The following is a 20,858-nucleotide window of genomic DNA, read 5'->3' on the forward strand; positions in this document are numbered from 1 at the left end:
CACGGATCCTCAGCTGAGGAAAGATTTTGCCTTCATCGTGTCGACAATTGGCGCACCGAGACGGCTGAGAATGGTGGGGGCCAGTTGCAGCTGATCAATCACCACGCCCTCTGCGGGGCCTGTCGCATCGCCAAAGTAATAAAGCGCGGTTTCCTGTTGCAGGGGGCTGCGCCCGCCGTGGTGGCCGCGCTCATCCTGGCCATGATCTGCGGTGACAATGATCTCATAGCCCATGTCGCGCCATTTGATAATGAACGGGGCCAGCATCTCGTCCATCACGAAACAGGCGTGATCCATCTCCTGACAGTCGTGAAAGAACCGGTGTCCCATACAATCCAGCGTGCAGGTGTGCAGCATGCCGTAGTTGAGGCCAAAGCGCAGGCAAAGATTGGTCAGCGTGCCAAAGAGGTCCACGTCGGAGGGGGTCATCTGGTTGACCAGCCCGTAGCCGGTCATCGAATGGAACCGTCCGTGATTGATCGTGGCGCTGTCGGCCTCGTCATATTCCACATCGCGCACCGGATCATAGGGGTGGCGATTGAAGAAGGAGGACCAGAAGCTATGGGCAACTGCACCTGTCACACCACCACCCTGACGTACCTGACTGAACACATCCTTGTGCCCCAGACGAAAGACATTGCCATTGCCGGTGCAGCCGTGCTCAGCCGGGACCACGCCGGTGTGGATCGAGGCATAGCAGCTGGCGGAAATCGACGGCAGCACCGCCCGGTGTTTCCAGACCCGTGCCTCGCCGCTGTCGACCCAGCCTTCCAGATTGCCAAACAGCCGACGGAAATTGCGCCAGGGGACGCCGTCCAAGATGATGAGGAGAAGTTTGTTGTCCATCGCAGAACCCAGGGTCTTATAAAGGTGAGTTAAAAAGGCGGCCGTGAGGATTGTACCTGCGACCGCCTTTGGGAGCGTCCCGCCGCAGTCGCCTGCGACGAGAGGTGATATGCACTGCCTGCTTGCTAGTTGCTAGGCGCTTTCCATCTTGCGGTTGGCGATGACCTCTTCCAGCCAGCCCAGACGCATTTCCGGCACTGAGCTAAGCAACAGGTCGGTATAGTCGTCAAAGGGCGGCGACAGTACTTCGGTCTTGCCGCCATAGCGCTGCACGCGCCCCTGATACATCACCGCGATATTGTCCGAAATCGCCCGCACTGTGGCAAGGTCATGGGTGATGAAGAGGAAGGCGACATTCTCGATCTTCTGCAATTCTAGCAGCAGTTTGAGGATACCATCCGCCACCAGCGGATCCAGCGCCGAGGTGACCTCATCGCAGATGATCATCTTTGGCTTGGCAGCCAAGGCGCGGGCAATACAGACACGCTGTTTCTGCCCACCCGACAGCTCTGCCGGGTAGCGATCCATGAAGCTTTCGCCCAGTTCGATCTCATCCAGCAGTTCGATGATCCGCTTGCGCTTCTCCGCGCCTTTCATGCCGAAGTAGAACTCCAGCGGGCGCCCGATGATGGTGCCCACGGTCTGGCGCGGGTTCATGGCCACATCTGCCATCTGGTAGATCATCTGCAACTCGCGCAGATCTTCGCGGCTGCGCCCCGCCAGATCGGATGACAGGGTGCGGCCTGCGAACGCGATCTCGCCCTCGCGCGGCGGCAAGAGGCCGGTGATCACCCGTGCGAGTGTCGATTTCCCAGAGCCGGATTCCCCAACCACCGCCAATGTCTGACCGGGGTGCAGGTCAACATTCACATTGTGCAGCACGTCGAACTTGGTGCCCTTGTAGCGCGCGGTGATATTGCGCACGCTCAGCACCGGTTCCGGGGTGGGGGCCTTTTCCTCATGGGTGATGGAGCGGACCGAGACCAGGGCCTGGGTATACTCCTCCTGCGGTGCGTTGATGATCTGATCAACAGGGCCGTATTCCACCATATTGCCGTGGCGCAGCACCATGATGTCGTCGCTCACCTGCGCCACAACCGCGAGGTCGTGGGTGATATAGAGCGCGGCGACACCGGTGTCGCGGATGGCTTCCTTTATCGCCATCAGCACCTCAATCTGGGTGGTCACATCCAGCGCCGTTGTCGGCTCGTCAAACACCACCAAATCCGGCTCCGGGCAAAGCGCCAGCGCGGTCATGCAGCGCTGCAGCTGGCCGCCGGAGACCTGATGCGGGTAACGCTCGCCGATATTATCGGGATCCGGCAGGCCCAGCTTGGCAAAGAGGGTCCGCGCGCGCGCCTCGGCCTCTTTCTTGGAGAATTTGCCCTGCTCAACCGCCGCTTCGATCACCTGTTCCATGATCTTTTTGGCCGGGTTGAAGGAGGCAGCAGCCGATTGCGACACATAGGTCACCTCGCCACCGCGCAGACGGCGGATATCGCGCAGTTTTGACTGCAGGATATCGCGACCGTTCACCCAGACTTCGCCGCCGGTGATTTTGACCCCACCGCGGCCATAGGCCATGGAGGCCAGACCGATGGTGGATTTACCCGCGCCGGATTCCCCGATCAGCCCCAGCACCTTGCCCGGTTGCAGGTCAAAGCTGACACCATGCACGATTTCGATGTCATGCGGCTTTTCACCCGGCGGGTAGACAGTTGCGCCGATCTTCAGATTGCGCACTTTCATAAGAGGTTCGCTCATCCGCGGCCTCCTTTCAGAGAAGTTGTGCGGTTCAGAACCCAGTCCGCCACAAGGTTGACCGAGATCGCAAGGGTGGCGATGGCAATGGCGGGCAGCAGAGCCGCCGGGATACCATAGACGATGCCTTCCTTGTTTTCCTTCACGATGCCGCCCCAATCGGCTTCCGGCGGTTGTACGCCAAGGCCGAGGAAGGAGAGCGTCGAGACGAAGAGCACCATGAAGATGAACCGCAGACCCATTTCGGCCACCAGCGGTGACAGAGCGTTCGGCAGGATCTCACGGAAGATGATCCAAGCGGTTCTCTCCCCGCGCAGGCGGGCCGCTTCGACGTAGTCCATGACCTCGATATCCACCGCGACGGCACGGGCCAGACGATAGACCCGTGTGGAGTCCAGCAGCCCCATGACCACGATCAGCACCGGTACCGTGACGGGCATGACCGACAGAACGACAAGGGCGAAGATCAGCGTTGGGATCGACATGATGAGATCCACCAGCCGCGACATGACCTGATCGACCCAGCCGCCCGCAACAGCGGCAAAGAAGCCAAGGATTGATCCCGTGGTAAACGACAGGATCGTGGCTGCGGTGGCGATGAAGATGGTTGTGCGACCACCGTAGATCATCCGGCTCAGCAGATCGCGGCCAATGTTGTCGGTGCCCAGAAGATGCTCCGCAGAACGCGGCTCCCAGACGTCACCAACGATTTCCGCCATGCCATAGGGCGCCAACAGCGGCGCAAAGATCGCCATCAGAAAGTACAGGGCCGTGAAGAACAGCCCGATCATTGCAGAGATAGGGATATTCTTCATTTCGGATGCCTCAGACGCGGGTTGGACAGGATAGCGACAATGTCAGCGATCATGTTCAGAACAATGTAGACAGCGGCAAAGATCAGACCGCAGGCCTGCACCACAGGCACGTCACGTTTGGACACATGGTCGACCAGATACTGCCCCATGCCGGGGTAGACAAAGACCACTTCGATCACCACGACGCCCACCACCAGATAGGCAAGGTTCAGCATCACCACATTGACGATCGGTGCAATGGCGTTGGGAAATGCATGGCGCGCAATCACGTGAAAGGTGCTGAGGCCTTTCAGCTCTGCGGTCTCAATATAGGCCGACTGCATCACATTGAGGATCGCCGCACGGGTCATCCGCATCATATGCGCCAAAACCACCAGCGTCAGCACTGCAACAGGCAGGGCAATGGCGTTGAGTTTCTCTAGCAAGCTCATGGAATCGTTGATCATTGCGACAGAACTGAACCAGCCCATCTGCACCGCAACGAAATAGATCAGCAGATAGCCAATCAGAAATTCCGGGATCGAGATCGAGGCCAGCGTCACGGCCGAGATCAGTTTGTCAGGCCAGCGGTCGCGGTAGCGCACCGCCAGAAGGCCCAGAAAGATTGCCAGCGGAACCGAGATAACAGCAGCCCAGAAGGCCAGGAACAGCGTATTGCCAAGGCGGCGGCCGATGCTGGTTGCGATGTCCTGACCATTGGTCAGAGCAGTGCCCAGATCCCCCTGCAAAGCGCCGAACAGCCAGTCGAAATAGCGCAGTATGGCAGGTTCATTCAGGCCCAGTTCTTCCCGCAGATTGGCGAGCGCCTCAGGGGTGGCCGACTGGCCCAGAATGGACTGCGCCACATCGCCGGGCAGGATCAGGGTGCCCATGAAAATGAGCACGGATGCGGCAATCAAGAGAATTAGTCCCAGCGCTAGGCGCTGGGACACAAGTTTTACGACGGGGTGCATGGCATAGACCTCTATCAGGCCAACCAGCACTTATGCGACCACTTGCCTAGCCATGGTGTCGCCGGTGGAATCCACCACCCAACCCTGAACCTTGCTGCTGGTCGCTTCGATGAAGTCGTTGAACATCGGGCAGATCAGACCGCCTTCGTCGCGCACCATCATGCCCATCTGGCTGTAGAGCGCCTTGCGCTTGGCTTCGTCCAGCTCACCGCGCGCGGCAAACAACAGCTTGTCGAAGTCTTCGCGCTTGAAGCGGGTGTCGTTCCAGTCTGCGGTCGACAGATACGCGGTCGAATACATCTGGTCCTGCACCGGACGGCCACCCCAGTAGGAGGCGCAGAAGGGCTGTGCATTCCAAACTTCCGACCAGTAGCCATCGCCGGGTTCACGCTTCAGCTCCAGCGGGATGCCAGCTGCGTTCGCGGACTGCTGGAACAGCTGGGCTGCATCCAAGGCACCAGGGAAGGCAACATCCGACACCCGCAGGGTGATCGGGCTGCCGTCGTGGCCGGATTTCTTGTAGTGCTCAGCCGCCTTGGCCGGATCAAACGGGCGCTGCGGAATGCTGTCGTCAAACAGCGGGTAGGCTGCGTTGACAGGCATGTCGTTGCCGACAGAGCCGTAGCCGCGCAGCACTTTATCGACCATTTCTTCGCGGTTGATGGCGTATTTCAGCGCCAGACGCAGTTCATTGTTATCGAACGGCGCTGTGTCGCAATGCATGATGAACACATAGTGACCCGGACCCGCGGCATTGCGCACAGTCAGGTTCGGCGCGCGATCCAGCAGGCCTGCGACCTTCGGCTCAACACGGTTGGCGATGTGGACCTGACCGGACTGCAGCGCTGCCATACGGGCGGTGGCGTCGTTGATCACGACGATCTCGACCTCATCTACATGGCCACGGCTGTCATCCCAGTAGTTGGGGTTTTTCTTCCACATGTGGCGCACGCCGGGCTCATCCGCTTCCAGCATATAGGCGCCGGAGCCGATGCCTGCTGCCGGGTTGTCAAAGCCACCATCGGGTTGGATCATCAGGTGATAATCAGCCATCAGATAAGGCAGGTCGGCGTTGGGTGTGGTCAGCGAAACGACGAAGTTGTCACCATCGGCTTTCATGCTTTCGATGCCACGCATAATGCCCAGAGCGCCGGATTTACTGTCTTCGTTGGAGTGGCGCTCCATGGTGCGCATCACATCCTCGGCGGTCACCGGCTTGCCGTTGTGGAACTCAACACCCTTGCGGATTTTGAAGGTCCAAGTCTTGGCGTCAGCGCTGGCTTCGACGCTTTCGGCGACGCGATTTTCGATGCCACCCTCGGGCGTTACATTCACCAGCGTTTCGCCGAACTGGTAGAGGTTGTGATAAGGTACCTGGCTGGCGGCCACTGCCGGATCCAGCGAGTCGGTGCTGCCACCGCCGATGGAGCCGAGCTTCAGCGTGCCCCCCTTGACCGGGCCTGCGGCCTCGGCTGCGCGGGCAAACATGCTGCCTGCAACAGCGGCGCTGATCCCCAGTGCTGCGGTTTTGCCCATGAATTCACGCCGGGTCATTTTACCGGAGGTGACGCTTTGCGTCATGAAATCAAGTTGGTCTTTCATTGCGGACTCCCTGTCGTATTTAGACGCTGAACACGTCATTTCTTGAATTGTCATTCAAGGTTTGCGCATTTGATGCGACCTCGCAACCCTTATTAGCGTCCTTTTTGGCGCCAGCGGGGACGGCGAAGTCTTCAAGAGACGGTGATCCCGTCGTCTTTTGAGACTGGTATGTCGTATTTGGCTGGAAGTGAATGCTTGGCGGGACAATATGTGGAAAAAAGCCTCCCGGATCTGAGACCAAATATTATCCCGCTCCCACCGAGGTATTCGCCAATGGCTGGCGAAAATCAGCGCATTTTCTGCTAGAACGGGTCCATGGAGGGGATCATAGACCCGTTAAGGGTCACTGGCATCAGGCCGGGATTTCGCGCCTTTATCGCAGTTTTTCGTGGTGAGGCAGGGCGGATTGCATCGGCTCGGACCGGACGAAACGCGACATTCGCGCCTGTGCAAACTCACCAGTCGGCACTGTCCATCCAGATGGTCACCGGGCCGGAATTGACCAAAGCGACCTGCATATCCGCCCCAAAGGATCCGCGCGCCACAGGCACATCCAGCGCCGCCAGTTGGTCGGCAAATCTGGTATACAGCGCGCGCCCCAGGTCCGGGGCGGCAGCATTGGAAAACCCGGGACGATTGCCCCGGCGGGTGTCGGCGGCAAGGGTGAACTGGCTGACGACCAAGGCGCTGCCGCCGATGTCTTTCACGGAGCGGTTCATCTTGCCTGCTTCATCGCGAAAAATCCGCAGCTTGCTGATCTTGGCCGCCATCTGATCGGCTTCTGCTTCGCTGTCGCCTTCCATGGCGCAGATCAGGATCAGTAGGCCGGGACCGATATCGCCGATGACCTCACCGTCAACACGGACAGAGGCCTCAGAAACGCGTTGGATCAGAGAACGCATAATCTCTCCTATTCTGGGGTCGGGGCGTCAGTCGCGCCAGCTGGTAAATTCGTCCAATTCGGCGCGCTCGGTTCGAAACTGATTGGCAGGATGGTCTGGATCGCCGTAGCCGAAGGACAGCGCGCAGAGGATCGTGCGGTCTTCTGGTATGTCGCAGAATTCATGCAGCATCGGCGCATATGTGGCAACCGCAGCCTGCGCGATGGTGGCCACACCGGCAGCTGTTGCGGCCAGCGTGAAACCGGTAACAAATCCACCGCAATCGAGCGCGCCGTAAGGGCCAAGCTCCTTGGGGCTGGTCAGAATGGCACAATGGGGGGCGTCAAACAGGGTGAAATTGCGCATCATCTGCTGGTGTGACGCCGCGCGATCGCCGCGTTCGACACCCACCGCCTCATATAACGCCCAGCCGCAGGCCTGGCGGCGGGTTTTGTATTCGCCGCTGTAGCGTTCGGGAAAGGGCAGATCCGGTGCAACGGGATCTTTCATCACCGATTCCATCAGCGCAGATCGCAGCGCGTTGGTAGCCGCACCGCTGAACAGCGTCACCTGCCAGGGTTGGGCATTGCACCAGGACGGAACTTTCTGTGCGCAGCGCAGTATATCCTCGATCACCGCGCGCGGCACCGGATCCGGGCGAAACGCACGGCAGCTGTGGCGCGCCCGCAGCAGCGCATCAAGGGCGGGAAGGGTGGTCGTCATGATGCGTCCTCATCCTGTATTTGCGACGGGGGTATTCAGGCGCCCTGCGCCGCGTGGCCGTTCTAGCGGGTGCCAAAATAGGCAATGGCGGCACCGATCACCATGGCCACTGCAACGGCTGCGGCGATCTTCCATGCGGAGTAGGGGCGTTCCCCCTGCACCCGGCCCGATTGTCCGTTGACCACAAACCGATAGGTTTTGCCCCGATACTTATAGGCCGCGAGCCATACGGGCAGCAGCACATGTTTGAACGTGATATCGGAGAAGTTGCTGTCGATATATTCAATGCGTTGCCGGTCGCCGCCGATATCGAACCGCACATCGCGTTCGATCACCCGGCGCATCCGTGCATTGGCTTCGCTGTAACCGTCGGCCAGCTCCACCGCATAGGCCTCCGCCCGGAACCCGGCCAGATACTGCGGCTGATAAGGTTCCAGCGCCGACAGATCCCAAGGTTCCAGCGCGTCGGTGTTCTTTTTCGGCAGGCTCTTGGAGGCCAGCACCAGAACATCGTCAAAGAACCGCTGTACCCGCCCTGAGGCAGGCCGCCAGCGCACCTTCGGCACCTGCCGGGACTGGCGTTTGCCATCAACCACGATGGTTTCGGTGACATAGTAGACCGTGCCGCGCTGGCCGCGATACTGGGAGTGGGTTTCAGCATCGAAGGTCCAATAGGGCACATAGATCCCGTCCATCCGCCGCCCTTTGCGGGCATATTGCTGCAAACCGTTTGGCGCAAACCACAGCTGACCCAGCCAGTCCGCCATCGCCTTGTGGGCGCTGCGCTCATCAAAGGCGAAGGGCAGCACACCCTTTGGCTTGATATGGCGATGGGTGCCGGTATCCGTGACCATGGGCGTGGCGCAGAAGGGGCATTCGCCGAGCGTGGTCCTTTGGGTCCAGCTCCACCTGAGCGGCGCAATTGGGGCAGCGCAGCACACGGGTTTCTTCCATGTCGGCCTCAGCCAGACCAGATGATAGCGCGGTATCGAAATCCAACTCGCGCAGACTGCCACCGCGCCATGGGCCAGATCGGATCGCCTCCTGATGGCCGCAGTGATCGCAGGTCAGCGTGCCGTTTTGCGGGTCATAGCGATAATCTGCACCGCATTGCTCACAGGGAAAACGGTGGTCTTCCAGCGGGGGCTGGGCCTTGGTCGTATCAGAGCTTTCGACAACAAGCGGACCGGGCGGCGGCGGAGGTGGGGTCGGGGTCACGGGGGAGCCTCAAAGATATTTATGCAGCGGTTTTGGCACCATGATGCGCAGGGCGTTGTCCTTCAACAGGAAATGACGCCAAAGATGAAAGACCCCGTGCAGCACAATGACGATGAGCAGTGTGTCAAAGGCGATTTCATGCAGCTCTTCAGCCAATTCATGCAGGCTGCGGCTGCCGACGCCGGGGTTGATCGGAACAACACCAAAGGCGTGGATCGCAAAGGGGGCCAGCAATCCGGCGAGCGCCCCGGTGGCAACCATGACCGGTAAGCCGAATTGCAATGCGCGGTGGTTCAGCCCGTGGAACCGCTTGGCCCAGCCTGGCAGCTTCGGACCAGCGCGCCCCGCCAGCCCCTTGCGCAGATAGATCGCGGTCCAGAACAGTACGACCACTGACAGGATCAGCCCAACCCCGGCATGGGTCGCCAACGCCAGCCCTGGGGGGAGGCTGTTGTCGTCTGGCTCCACCAGATAGAAGTAGATGATAAGAGCCAGGCTGAGCCAGTGGAGCCATTTGAGCGCGCTGCGGCGTGTCATACCTGCGGGATCCTTCGTGGCGAGAGGGCTGCGATGTCCGCGAGACAGGGCGCCGAATGTCGTGGCGCCCCATGTGTGATCGGGTGTCAGCCCGCCGGGGCAGGTGGCGGCGGTGGTGGCGGCGGGGGCAGAATTGTGAAGAGTTGCGCCAGCTCCATCACATCACCGGCGGCTTTCCAACCATCCTGACCGGGGGTCCACACCAGACTGTCGCGGCGCAGCGCGCCCTCCTGCGCCATCCGTCCAAGGCGGGCCTTAGAGAAAGGGCCGCTGGTCTGGCCATTTTCAGCGATGTGCCAGACATGTTCCACCGGTGGTGGTGGTGGGGCCACCGGAGCGGCCTGCGGTGCCGGTTGCGGGGCAGCGGGTGCGGGCCGTGCGCCCCAGGGACCGGCGGGCTGACCCGCTGCATGACTGGCGGCACCCGGTTGCGCCATCTGCGCCATCTGTTGGGCCATCGCCATGCCCATCCCCATACCCATGCCGGCCCCCATACCACTGTTGGGCGTCTGGGCGGCGGCGGTCATCGCCTCGGCGGCAGAAAATTGCGTGTAGCGGCCAAGATCACCGACGATCCCCATCTGGGTGCGCTTGTCCAGCGCCTGTTCGACGGCGGCGGGGAGTGAGATATTCTCGATATAGAGTTCCGGGATCGCGATGCCGTACTCAGCGACCGTGGCGGAAATCTCCGCCGCGACCAGCTTGCCCAGATCAGCCGTATTGGCCGCCATGTCCAGCACCGGGATGCCAGAGCCTGCCAAGACCCGGCTCACCTGTTGCACGATGATATTGCGGATCTGGAAGGAGATTTCATCCATGGTGAATTCGCCATCGGTGCCAACGATCTCGGTCAGGAACCGGGCCGGGTCCACCACTCGGATACTATAGGTGCCAAAGGCACGCAGACGCACGGGGCCGAACTCCGGGTCGCGAGCCATGATCGGGTTCTTGGTGCCCCATTTCAGATCGTTGAACCGGGTGGTGTCGACGAAGTAGATCTCCGATTTGAATGGCGACTGAAACCCGTGATCCCAATGCTGCAACGTCGTCATGATCGGCATGTTATTGGTCTCCAGCATGTAGAGACCGGGGGTGAAGACATCCGCCAGCTGACCCTCATGAACAAAGACCGCCGCCTGACCTTCGCGGACCGTCAGCTTGGCGCCGTATTTGATCGCATGGCCTTCGCGCTCAAAGCGCCAGACCAGCGTGTCATTGGTGTCGTCGGTCCAGTGGATGACGTCGATGAACTCTCCCTTGAGAAAGTCGAAAATACCCATGGTTTCATCCTCCTTCGGCGATGCGGCTGGCATCATGGCGGGCGTGCAGGGCAGCACAATGTTGGGCGCGCCGAGGCGCGGGCGGGAGACAGCCGCGCTTAGCGCGGTTCCCCCATGATATCATAGGCAATCGCCTGCACGATGGGCCGGGCCTCATCGGCGGACATGCCGGGGCGCAGGCGCGGATGGTACAGGATTTGAAGAAGTTTTTCGTCCTGACTGGTCAGCAGCGCAAATTCATCATCATCGTTGAAGATTGACGGCCGCGCATGCGGGCTGTCATTGCGCAGGCCAAGGCCCTGAGCGATCTCCTCGTGGATACAGCTCCGGCGGGCCAGATCGGGGTGTTCCGCGCGGATAAGAGCCACTCCGCGCATATAGGATGACGGATCCGCTTGCAGCCCCCCGGCGCGCACCAGGCAATAATAGCTCTGCGGCGGGTTGGCAAAGACCTGAAGATCGGCGTCGCTGATCGACGGCAGGATGTCCCGCACCCGCCCTGCCACATAGGCGCTGTCATCCGCGCCAGCAAAGATCACATTGAAGTTGGCGCGGGCGCGGCTGGTGGTGGTGCTGATTGGATGACCGGTGATCCGGGCCAGACGGGCGGCGTAGGCCTCCAGCGTTGCTCGGTCTTTCTGCTGTTGCTCCGCGCTGACGGAGGGGCCGAAGTCGGCCCGCAGACGCACCGGCCCCTGCCAGCGTCCCAACGCCCCGGAGGTGCGCAGGTTATTGCTGCCATATTCGTCGTAAAAGGCAATCTGTTCGAAATTCCGGCGCAGATCGTCCGCATCATAAGGCGTCTCCGGCCCGCCACCATCGGTGCGCAACAGCCCACGGGTCAGCAGATCCTGCTGCAGTGCGCCGTAGTAGCGGGCCAGACGCTGGCTTTCGGCAGAAGGGGGCTTTGGCGCGGGCGCGAGACCTGCGGGCCGCGTCGGCGGCACCAGCGAGGTGCGCTGAGCCAGTGGATCGCACCCCATCAGAAGCGCCGTCCCAGCGAGCGTGGCGAGCACCGCTGGGATCAATCGCCGCCGGGGCGGCCGTGGCCTTATGGGGTGGGCCTTGCTCATGCGGTGCCGGGGACCGCCGTGGCCGCTGTGTCGCCAACACCGTCGCGGCGCGCTTTGGCGGCGGCCAATGTGTCGCGCAGCTCGGCTTCCATCTTTTTCAAATCCTCCTCAGCCGCAGCGCGTTTGGCCTTGCCGTCGTCGGCGATCTGCAGGCTTTCCTGGATGGTTCCGATCAGATCGGCATTGGCCTGCTTCACCGCTTCGATGTCGAAAACGCCGCGCTCCATCTCCTGACGGATCACCTTGTTGGTTTCGCGCAGATTGGCAGCGTTGGAGGTCAGCAGCTCATTGGTCAGATCATTGGCATCACGCACGGCGGCCGCAGCCTCGGCTGAGCGCTGGATGGTGACCGCCTGCGCCAGCTGTGTCTCCCAGAGCGGAACCGTGTTCACCAACGTTGAGTTGATCTTGGTCACCAGCGATTTGTCGTTCTCCTGAACCAGCCGGATCGAAGGCAGCGACTGCATGGTGACCTGACGCGTCAGTTTCAGATCATGCACCCGACGCTCCAGATCGTCGCGGGCGGCGCGCATGTCGCGCAGCTCCTGTGCGCGCATCACCTGATCGCTCTCAGGCGCAGCGGCAACAGCGGCCTCCAGGGTCGGAATTTCATTGGCATCCAGCTCGGCCAGCTTGGCCTCTCCTGCGGCAATATAAAGCGCCAGCTCATCATAGAAACTCAGCGTCTTGGCATAGAGCAGATCCAGCGATTTGATATCCTTGAGCAGCTGATGCTCATGGCCGAGGAGATTGTCGGTAATTCGGTCGATCTGGCCCTGAACATCCTCAAACCGGGCGGTGAACTTGGCAAAAGGCGCCGCGCGCCCCAGCAGGCGTTCCCAGAAACTGCGCTTGCGGCGCACATCCAGTTCGGACACCGAGAACCCGCGAATGGTGGTTACGATATTGCGCAGGCTGTCACCGGCCGGGCCAACGTCCTTGTTGCGGACATCCGTCAGCATGGCCTGGCTGATCTGCTGCAATTCCGCCTGGGCACCGGATCCAAAGTGGATGATTGAGTTGCTGTCCGACATGTCGATCTGCGCCATACGGGACTGGATATCGGCGCTGGTGGCCTCATCGGCCTGCTCCAGAGACTGGATCTCAGCCACCGGTTCCGGCAGTTCAATCGCGGTGATCTCGGAAACGATTTGCGTTTCCTTGGCGGCTTTCTTCTGGGTCGTCTCGGACATGTGCAAATTCCTTATGGCTGTGTCAGCGGGTGTCCAGATGAACGCCCTCGCGCTGCAAACGATCCCGCAGCACGTCGATTTCAACGGTCAGATCGGTGCGATCTTCCAGCAGCATCTTGCGGGTGCGGGCGGCAAAGTTCTCTTCAAGATCGCGCAGCAGAGTCAGATAGTCCTCGCGCGATTTGGTGTCTCCACTGCGGGTATAGATATCGGCAAATTTGATCGTCGCATCGCGCGCGCCCATCAAATAGACGGTGAGATAGCGCCGCGCACCGGTCAAATCGCGGGGGTCTTCCTCAACCGTGCGAAAGAGGTCACGCGCCACCTCCTGAAAGGCCTCGACCCGCTGTTCGACCTGACGATCCCGGGCGCGCAGGGCGGCATCGGTCATCGCGGCGAGATAGGTTTCGGCCTCGTCTACAACACGGGCGACGCGATCACGCTGGAAATCATCAATGCCCTCGGCGCCCTTATCCCGCAGGGGATCGAGGCCAAAGGCGGCGAGATGCAGGCCAGCTGTCGCCGCGGCATAAATCAGCGCGCTGAGTGCGCCGGGATCCTGTCGCCAGGCCGCAAATAGGGCGCCGACACCGCAGAGTAGGGCGGCCAGGATTTTGCGTGGCAGGGCAGGGCGGCGGGCAACTTTGCGATCATCATAGGCGGCTTCAGCCCGCAGACCATCGCGCAGCAGATAGGCCGAACCGGCCCAAGTGGCTGCGGCAAGCAGGCCAAACGCCAGACCAGCTGTGTCCGAGAAGACAGACATCAGCGCCACCAGTCCCGCAGGCAGCGCCATCAGATTGGCGCGCATGCCGACGGGGTCGACTTTGGCGCTGCGGTAGCTGTTGGCGCTTGAGGTGCTGTGACCGGAGGCGGGGTCTTTATCGGCCCCTTTGTCGCGGCCATCTGGGCTGTATTTGCCGCCAAAACGCTGTGCCATGGGATCAGCCTCCGACCAGCCAGCCGGTTGCGAGGCCAATCATCAGGATCAGCAAGGCCACAAAGGCGAGTTTCTGCACGTCTGTTCCCCCAAGATGAGCGCTGCAAGCAGTTGGAAACTTAGGATATGCAGCGCCATCTTGCTAGGGGGAACTCTGAGAAGGCGGGCGCAGTTTCTCAGGGCAGGGCGCTCAGCGGCGCGTTGGTTTGCCGCCACCACGCGGCGCGGGACCTTTTCCAGAGCTTCGGCCGGGACCGCGCCCGGTATCGCGCCCTGCGTCCCGGCTGGCGCCGCCACCTGCGGGTTTGCTGCCGAATTTGCCGGCTGGCTTGCCGCCGAATTTGCCCGCAGGCTTGCCGCCGGGTCTGTCTGCGGTGCGGTCAGCTGCCCGGCCTGCGGGTTTGCCCTTGCCAGCAAATTTGCCGTCTGGTTTTCCAGTGGAGCGGCCACCGGATCGCTCGCTGCCTTTGTCGCCCGGGCGATCTGATGCGCCGAAGGATCGCCCTGATGGTTTCCCGCCCGGTTGTTTCCCACCCGGTTGTTTCCCCCCTGGCCTGCCGCCAGATTTGAAATCTGGTTTCACGCCGGGCGCTGTCCCAGGTTTGCCCGCGCCGGGGCGTCCACGCGCCGGACGGGTCGGGCGTTTGGGCTTCTCGTCTGCCTCGGTCTCCGGCGTCTCCAGCCCCAGTTGATCGCGCACCACGCGGGGGCGCAGCTCTTCGACTTCGCCAGGTTTGAGGCTGCCCAGCTGGAACGGACCGTAAGACAGCCGCAGCAGGCGGTTCACGGTAAATCCGATGTCTTCGATGGCACGGCGGATTTCGCGGTTCTTGCCCTCGCGCAGGCCAATGGTCAGCCAGGCGTTGGCCCCCTGCTGCCGGTCCAGCGCGACGGTCATCGGCTGAAAACGCTCTCCCTCAATCACCAATCCCTGACGCAGCGGTTCAAAATCGGTGTCTTTGGGACGCCCGTTGATGCGCACGCGGTAGCGGCGCAGCCAGCCGGTGGACGGCAGCTCCAGCTGTCGCTTGATGCCGCCGTCATTGGTCAGCAGCAGCAGCCCTTCGGAGTTGAGGTCCAGCCGCCCCACGGTCATCACGCGGGGCATGTCTTCGGGCAGTTCGTCAAAGATGGTCTTGCGGTCCAGCTCGTCACTGGTGGTGGTCACCAGGCCCGACGGCTTGTGATAGAGCCACAGCCGGGGCGGTTCCGGATCCTGCACAGGGGCGCCATCCACCGCAATCCGATCCTTCCCCAACACGACATTCAGCGCCGGGCTGTCGATGATCTTGCCGTTTACCGCAACGCGCCCTTCGGCGATCATCCGCTCGGCCTCGCGCCGCGAGGCGACAGCCAGCCCGTGACAGGACCTTGGCAATGCGGTCGCCCTCGGGGCTGTCACCGGTCGCAGCTGTATCTGTCGGTTTCTTGCTGGCGCGGGCGGGTTTCGCCGCACCGGGGCGCTGGCCCCTGGGGGAAAATGGTGTTTTGCTCATACTGAGGCCATAGATCATTCCGCGCAGTTGCGAAAGCTCCCATTCTGGGGCAGGGAGGGGCTATGCCGTTTCGTTCTCACATGGATATCGCCCTTGCCGAAGCCCGCGCCGCAGCCGCGCGCGGAGAGGTGCCGGTGGGGGCCGCCCTGATCTCCCCGGAGGGGCAGGTGGTGGCCCGTGCAGGCAACCGCACCCGAGAGCGGAGCGATCCCACCGCCCATGCCGAGGTGCTGGTGATCCGCGAGGCCTGCGCTGCCGCCGGGTCGGAGCGCCTCACTGGCCATGACCTCTATGTAACGCTGGAACCTTGTGCGATGTGCGCCGCCGCCATTGCTGCTGCCCGCATTCGCCGTGTCTACTACGGGGCGTCTGATCCCAAGTCCGGCGGTGTCGCTCATGGCGCTTGCGTATTTTCGCATCCGCAGGCGCATCACGCGCCAGAGGTCTATGAGGGGATCAGTGCCGAACCGGCTGAAACCCTTCTGAAGGCATTCTTTGCCGCCCGCCGCTCAGGCGATGGTTGACCCGGCAGATGTGAGGGTCGTAGCGTGACATTTTGGTTGCGCCACCCGGTCGCGCCGCAGGAGGGCAGAGAGATATGAGCAAGGATTTTCTAGCCCCTGACGGGCAGTTGCGCTGTGGCTGGGCCGGATCCGTTCCGGAGTTTCTGCCCTATCATGATCACGAATGGGGCTATCCGGTGGCGGATGATCAGCGCCTTTTTGAGAAGATCTGCCTTGAGAGTTTTCAGTCAGGCCTGAGCTGGCGCACCATTCTGGCCAAACGCGAGAATTTCCGGGCAGCTTTCGCAGGGTTCGACTGGACCTTGGTCGCCCGGTTCGGCCCTCAGGACGTGGACCGCCTGTTGCAGGATGCAGGCATAATCCGCCATCGCGGCAAGATCGAAGCGGTGATCAACAATGCTCGCCGCGCTGAGGAAATGGTTGCGGCGGAAGGATCACTTGCAGCTTTTTTCTGGAGCTACGAACCCGGCCCTGACGATCAGGTGCCGCCGCAGACGGCCTCCATCACGCCGCAGTCGATTGCGCTGTCAAAGGAGCTGAAAAAACGCGGCTGGACATTCGTCGGACCCACCACCTGCTTTGCCTTCATGCAGGCGATGGGGTTGGTGAATGACCACGCAACAGACTGTATCTGCAGACAAAAATCGGCCAAAGCCCGCGCCGCCTTCACCTCCCCCGCTGTGCAACAGGCGGGCTGAGGCCCTAACCCGCAGGTCATCTGGTGCCCCGGCGGCGCTTATAGCTTGATCGCCTCCAGCACCTGCGGTTCGATCACTGTCACCTCCGGCAGGGCATCCGCCAGTTTCTCAGCGCTCTGCTCCAGGATCGGGAAGGTGCGGTAGTGGCAGGGTATCAACGTCTTGAAATTGAAATACCGTTTCGCCGCATAGGCCGTCTGCGCCATATCCATGGTGAAATGCCCCCCAGCGCTCAGGATGCCGATGTCGGGTTTGTAGTAATCGCCGATCCAATCCATATCCGCCATCAACCCGGTATCGCCTGAGATATAGAGCGTTTTCCCTTCGCTCATCAGCATATACCCCACCTCGCTGCCTGCTGTTCGCAACCCATCCTGCGTCGCAAAAGTTGAGCTGTGAGAGGCCGGAACCATGGCGAGGTTCGGCCCGTCCAGATTAACGGTTCCGCCCTTGTTGAAGCCGATGGTGGTCACATCTTCGGTCTCGCCCCAGAGGCCCATCAGATCATATTGGCCCACAATCGGCACAGTCAGCCGCCGCGCCAGCGCCAGCACGTCAATGACATGGTCAAAATGGGCATGGGTCAGGATAATATGGGTGGCGCCTGCGATGGCGGCCTCGTGCTGATCGTCGCGCAGCATCGGATTGCCGGTCAGCCAGGGATCAACCAGCAGAACCTGTCCTGCGGTCTCGATGCGAAAACTGCCATGGCCCAGCCAGATGATCTCCATGTCCTATACTCCCTCACTGCTGTTGCGATCCGGCCCGGTCGGGGCGTCGTCCTGCCTCAAGCCTATCGTGACGGAGGCAAAAATCCACAGGCTCAGGTGCCTTGGGGCCGAATTCCCGGGGCTTTCACGCGCCCGCAGGCTTGCGGCGGCGGCGGTGCGGCGGTAAATGCGTGCTAACACGAGATGAGGGTTTCCATGTCGATTGACCAAAGCACCGCCGCCAAAGTGGCCAAACTGGCCCGTATCAAGGTCGAAGAGGACGCGCTGCCCGCTCTGGCAGATGAGTTCAACACCATCCTCGGCTTTATCGAGCAGCTGAACGAGGTGGACGTCGAAGGCGTCGAGCCAATGACCTCCGTAACACCGCAGCGGCTGAAGCGCCGGGTGGATGAGGTCACGGATGGCAATCAGCAGGACAAGATCCTCGCCAATGCTCCCGATGCCCGCGAAGGCTTTTTCGCAGTGCCCAAGGTGGTTGAATAACACATGACCGAACTGAACAAACTGACCCTGTCCGACGCTCGTGACGCATTGCGCAAGGGCGAAACCACCTCTGTCGAGCTGACCGAGGCCTGCCTCAAGGCGATTGACGCCGCAGATGCGCTGAACGCTTTCGTGCACAAGACGCCCGAGATTGCGCTGGAACGCGCCAAGGCGGCGGACGCACGGATCAAGGCAGGCGACGCGCCTGCCATGTGCGGCCTTCCCATTGGCATCAAGGATCTGTTCTGCACCAAAGGTGTCGACAGCCAGGCGGCCTCCGGCATCCTGGAAGGCTTCAAGCCCGAGTATGAATCCACCGTCTCCCAGCAGTTGCAGGACTCTGGTGCGGTTATGCTGGGCAAGCTGAACATGGATGAATTCGCGATGGGTTCTTCCAACGAGACGTCGGTCTATGGCAACGCAGTTAGCCCTTGGCGGCGGGAGGGCGATGAGGCCCAGCTGACACCGGGCGGCTCCTCCGGTGGGTCGGCATCTGCTGTGGCGGCTGATCTGTGCCTCGCGGCAACCGGCACCGATACCGGCGGCTCGATTCGTCAGCCTGCGGCCTTTACCGGCATCACCGGCATCAAACCCACCTACGGGCGTTGCTCGCGCTGGGGGGTGGTGGCTTTTGCCTCTTCGCTTGATCAGGCCGGTCCGATGACCAAATCTGTGCGCGATGCGGCGATGATGCTTGAGGCGATGTGTGGCCACGACCCCAAGGACAGCACCAGCGCCGATCTGGCGGTGCCGAATTTTGAGGCAATGCTGACCGGTGACATCAAAGGCAAGAAAATCGGCATCCCGCGCGAATACCGCATGGATGGCATGCCTGCGGAGATTGAGAAACTCTGGTCCGAAGGGGCGGAGATGCTGCGCGCAGCAGGCGCCGAGATTGTCGATATCTCTCTGCCGCACACCAAATACGCGCTGCCTGCCTACTACGTGATTGCGCTAGCTGAGGCGTCATCGAACCTCGCACGCTACGACGGTGTGCGCTACGGTCAGCGCGCCACGCTGGAGGGCGGCGACGGTATCACTGAGATGTACGAGAAAACCCGCGCTGCGGGCTTTGGTCACGAAGTGCAGCGCCGTGTGATGGTGGGCACCTATGTGCTCTCCGCAGGTTTCTATGACGCCTATTACAACCGCGCCCGCAAGGTCCGTACCCTGATCAAGAAGGACTTCGAGGATGTTTTTGCGCAGGGTATCGACGCGATCCTGACGCCGGCTACGCCCTCTGCGGCTTTTGGTCTGGGCGAAATGATCGACGCGGATCCGGTGCAGATGTATCTGAACGACGTCTTCACCGTGACCGTGAACCTCGCCGGTCTGCCGGGGATTTCCGTGCCTGCTGGTGTTGATGCCAAAGGGCTTCCGCTGGGTCTGCAACTGATTGGCCGCCCTTGGGAAGAGGGCGATCTGCTGAATACAGCCTATGCGCTGGAAGAGGCTGCCGGATTTGTGGCCAAGCCCGGGCATTGGTGGTAAACCCGGTTCTGATCTGAGCAGAACAAACAGGTGGTGATCATGCGTGCATTCCGGTCCATCCTTGCGACCAGCAGCCTTGTCCTGCTGGCCGCGTGCCAACCCCCGGTGCCCGACAGCGGGCCAGAGGCCGGGTTTGGCTCCAGCCCCTTTGACGGGGCGCCTGCGACCGGCACCACCATCAACGGCGATCCGCTGGTGCCACCGGCACGGGTCGCCAGCGAACCTCTGCCGCGCGTGGTGCAGCCCGCGCCCCGCGTGGCGGCGCGCACCAGTGGTGCGGGAACACTCGCATCCTCCGGCGGCACCAGCGATGACATCGCGCGGGAGACCGCAGCGGCACTAGAGGCGGCACGCAGCAACTCCGGCACCGCCCCGATTGAGGCCAGCCCCTCCAACCCGGCACCGGCGCTTGCGGGCAATCCGCAGATTTCGGACGAGAATGACTTTGACGCGGTTGCCTCGCGTCAGAGCATAGAAAGCGACGCAGAGCGGCTGGCCCGTCAGCGCGCGCAATATCAGGTGGTGAGCCCGACTGCCGTGCCCACCCGCAGCGGCAGCCGTGATCCCAATATCGTCCGCTACGCGCTGAGCACCTCCAATCCGCGCGGGCAGCGCATCTATTCGCGCTCGGGCATCAATCTTGCGGCGCGCTCCTCGCGCAATTGCGCGGGCTTTGCGTCGCCAGAACTGGCCCAGATCGCCTTTCTTGCAGCAGGGGGGCCAAAGCGTGACCGTCAGGCACTTGATCCCGATGGCGATGGCTACGCTTGCGGTTGGGATCCAGCGCCTTATCGCCTCGCGGTGCAGAACTGACGCCGGGCGGCGTGGCGTGACCGAGGTTCCGAGCAATCCTGAGGAGGGCAAGGCCGCCATCTGGCATCCGAGCCCCAACTTCAATGCGCGTCGAAATGCGCTGCACCCAGAGCTGGTCGTCCTTCACTACACCGCAATGGAGCACGCGGAGGCGGCTCTGGCACGGCTCTGTGACCCGCAATACGAAGTCTCCGCCCATTACCTGATCGGCGCTGACGGAACGCTGTGGCAAATGGTACGCGAGGCGGATCGCGCCTGGCATGCGGGTGCAGGCGAATGGTGCGGGCAGGGCGATATCAATTCACGTTCCATTGGGATCGAACTCGACAATCGGGGGGATCACCCCTTTTCTGCGCCGCAGATGGCGCGATTGGAGACGCTCTTGCCCGCCATCCTGCAACGTTGGGAGATCTCGCCGTCAGGGGTGATCGGTCACTCTTGCATGGCGCCCGGCCGCAAATACGATCCCGGTCCGCGCTTCGACTGGGCGCGTCTGGCGCGGCAAGGACTGGCAGCGCCTGTCCAGAAGGTCACCGCCGCTGCTCCACCCATTCCGCAGGAGCCACGGGCGCGCGCGGAGCTCTTTCGCGCTCTCGCGCAGGCACGCGGCTTCACCGCAGATGTTGACGACGCCACGCTGCTGCAGGCGGTGCGTCTCAGGTTTCGGCCCTGGCAACGCGGACCGTTGAGCGATGCGGATATCCAACTGCTTCTGGCTGACAATCCCTGAAGGTATCCCAACGCGCCGCCCATCTTCTGGCGAAAAACATCCTGAGGTGACTTGGCCCTGATCCTGAGGG

The 20,858-nt window shown here is 61.7% G+C and carries 19 protein-coding genes and 2 pseudogenes; 6 read left to right on the forward strand and 15 right to left on the reverse strand.

The window, feature by feature from the left end:
* Nucleotides 1-9: 9 nt before the first annotated feature.
* The 14 genes and pseudogenes from L0Z65_RS02890 to L0Z65_RS02955 form a co-directional block, all read right to left on the reverse strand.
* The gene (locus L0Z65_RS02890) at nt 10-846 is read right to left on the reverse strand and encodes an alkaline phosphatase family protein (RefSeq protein WP_405110608.1); all 837 of its coding nucleotides are present in this window, start codon (nt 844-846) and stop codon (nt 10-12) included.
* 132 nt (nt 847-978) lie between these two features.
* A complete protein-coding gene (locus L0Z65_RS02895; RefSeq protein WP_405110611.1) occupies nt 979-2,610 on the reverse strand; it encodes an ABC transporter ATP-binding protein in 1,632 nt (543 codons plus the stop codon).
* Nucleotides 2,607-3,422: an ABC transporter permease gene (locus L0Z65_RS02900; RefSeq protein WP_040170368.1), complete on the reverse strand. Its 816-nt coding sequence runs from the start codon at nt 3,420-3,422 to the stop codon at nt 2,607-2,609. The genes L0Z65_RS02895 and L0Z65_RS02900 overlap by 4 nt, the downstream gene beginning before the upstream one ends.
* Nucleotides 3,419-4,375 carry an ABC transporter permease gene (locus L0Z65_RS02905; protein WP_040180303.1) on the reverse strand — a complete coding sequence of 319 codons (957 nt, stop codon included), beginning with the start codon at nt 4,373-4,375 and terminating at the stop codon, nt 3,419-3,421. The genes L0Z65_RS02900 and L0Z65_RS02905 overlap by 4 nt, the downstream gene beginning before the upstream one ends.
* Before the next feature lie 30 nt (nt 4,376-4,405).
* Nucleotides 4,406-5,977: an ABC transporter substrate-binding protein gene (locus tag L0Z65_RS02910; protein ID WP_405110615.1), complete on the reverse strand. Its 1,572-nt coding sequence runs from the start codon at nt 5,975-5,977 to the stop codon at nt 4,406-4,408.
* Between the two features lie 455 nt (nt 5,978-6,432).
* Nucleotides 6,433-6,879: a D-aminoacyl-tRNA deacylase gene (gene dtd / locus L0Z65_RS02915; protein WP_096871757.1), complete on the reverse strand. Its 447-nt coding sequence runs from the start codon at nt 6,877-6,879 to the stop codon at nt 6,433-6,435.
* A gap of 27 nt (nt 6,880-6,906) precedes the next feature.
* On the reverse strand, nt 6,907-7,581 hold the full coding sequence (locus L0Z65_RS02920; RefSeq protein ID WP_096871756.1) for a nitroreductase: 675 nt from the start codon (nt 7,579-7,581) through the stop codon (nt 6,907-6,909).
* 62 nt (nt 7,582-7,643) lie between these two features.
* Nucleotides 7,644-8,799 (reverse strand): annotated as a pseudogene (locus L0Z65_RS02925) (TFIIB-type zinc finger domain-containing protein).
* A gap of 9 nt (nt 8,800-8,808) precedes the next feature.
* Entirely contained in the window at nt 8,809-9,336 is a 528-nt protein-coding gene (locus L0Z65_RS02930; protein ID WP_405110620.1) for a cytochrome b, read from the reverse strand.
* Between the two features lie 86 nt (nt 9,337-9,422).
* Entirely contained in the window at nt 9,423-10,616 is a 1,194-nt protein-coding gene (locus tag L0Z65_RS02935; protein WP_096869838.1) for an SPFH domain-containing protein, read from the reverse strand.
* A 98-nt stretch (nt 10,617-10,714) separates the two neighbouring features.
* Entirely contained in the window at nt 10,715-11,599 is an 885-nt protein-coding gene (locus L0Z65_RS02940; RefSeq protein WP_405112438.1) for a DUF2927 domain-containing protein, read from the reverse strand.
* 86 nt (nt 11,600-11,685) lie between these two features.
* Complete coding sequence (locus tag L0Z65_RS02945; RefSeq protein WP_405110623.1) at nt 11,686-12,882, reverse strand: toxic anion resistance protein; 1,197 nt, start codon at nt 12,880-12,882, stop codon at nt 11,686-11,688.
* A 22-nt stretch (nt 12,883-12,904) separates the two neighbouring features.
* Entirely contained in the window at nt 12,905-13,822 is a 918-nt protein-coding gene (locus L0Z65_RS02950; protein WP_405110626.1) for a 5-bromo-4-chloroindolyl phosphate hydrolysis family protein, read from the reverse strand.
* A gap of 190 nt (nt 13,823-14,012) precedes the next feature.
* Nucleotides 14,013-15,318 (reverse strand): annotated as a pseudogene (locus L0Z65_RS02955) (pseudouridine synthase).
* A 62-nt stretch (nt 15,319-15,380) separates the two neighbouring features.
* On the opposite strand from L0Z65_RS02955, the gene L0Z65_RS02960 reads away from it, so the two are divergent.
* Both L0Z65_RS02960 and L0Z65_RS02965 read left to right on the forward strand, forming a co-directional pair.
* Nucleotides 15,381-15,842, forward strand: a complete 462-nt coding sequence (locus tag L0Z65_RS02960) for a nucleoside deaminase (protein ID WP_405110629.1) — start codon at nt 15,381-15,383, stop codon at nt 15,840-15,842.
* 74 nt (nt 15,843-15,916) lie between these two features.
* Entirely contained in the window at nt 15,917-16,540 is a 624-nt protein-coding gene (locus tag L0Z65_RS02965; RefSeq protein WP_405110632.1) for a DNA-3-methyladenine glycosylase I, read from the forward strand.
* Between the two features lie 38 nt (nt 16,541-16,578).
* Here the strand turns inward: L0Z65_RS02965 and L0Z65_RS02970 are convergent, their stop codons facing one another.
* Nucleotides 16,579-17,271 carry a metal-dependent hydrolase gene (locus L0Z65_RS02970; RefSeq protein WP_102896678.1) on the reverse strand — a complete coding sequence of 231 codons (693 nt, stop codon included), beginning with the start codon at nt 17,269-17,271 and terminating at the stop codon, nt 16,579-16,581.
* 195 nt (nt 17,272-17,466) lie between these two features.
* Between L0Z65_RS02970 and gatC the strand changes: the two genes are divergently transcribed.
* From gatC to L0Z65_RS02990, 4 genes are read left to right on the forward strand one after another with little or no spacing between them, the layout of a single operon-like run.
* Complete coding sequence (gene gatC, locus L0Z65_RS02975) at nt 17,467-17,754, forward strand: Asp-tRNA(Asn)/Glu-tRNA(Gln) amidotransferase subunit GatC (protein WP_008561736.1); 288 nt, start codon at nt 17,467-17,469, stop codon at nt 17,752-17,754.
* 3 nt (nt 17,755-17,757) lie between these two features.
* Complete coding sequence (gene gatA / locus L0Z65_RS02980) at nt 17,758-19,245, forward strand: Asp-tRNA(Asn)/Glu-tRNA(Gln) amidotransferase subunit GatA (RefSeq protein WP_405110637.1); 1,488 nt, start codon at nt 17,758-17,760, stop codon at nt 19,243-19,245.
* 39 nt (nt 19,246-19,284) lie between these two features.
* Complete coding sequence (locus L0Z65_RS02985; RefSeq protein WP_405110640.1) at nt 19,285-20,058, forward strand: hypothetical protein; 774 nt, start codon at nt 19,285-19,287, stop codon at nt 20,056-20,058.
* Between the two features lie 16 nt (nt 20,059-20,074).
* Nucleotides 20,075-20,788, forward strand: a complete 714-nt coding sequence (locus tag L0Z65_RS02990; RefSeq protein ID WP_405110643.1) for an N-acetylmuramoyl-L-alanine amidase — start codon at nt 20,075-20,077, stop codon at nt 20,786-20,788.
* Nucleotides 20,789-20,858 lie beyond the last annotated feature (70 nt).

It is taken from the genome of Phaeobacter sp. BS52 (assembly GCF_045040595.1).
GTDB classification, from domain to species: domain Bacteria; phylum Pseudomonadota; class Alphaproteobacteria; order Rhodobacterales; family Rhodobacteraceae; genus Phaeobacter; species Phaeobacter piscinae.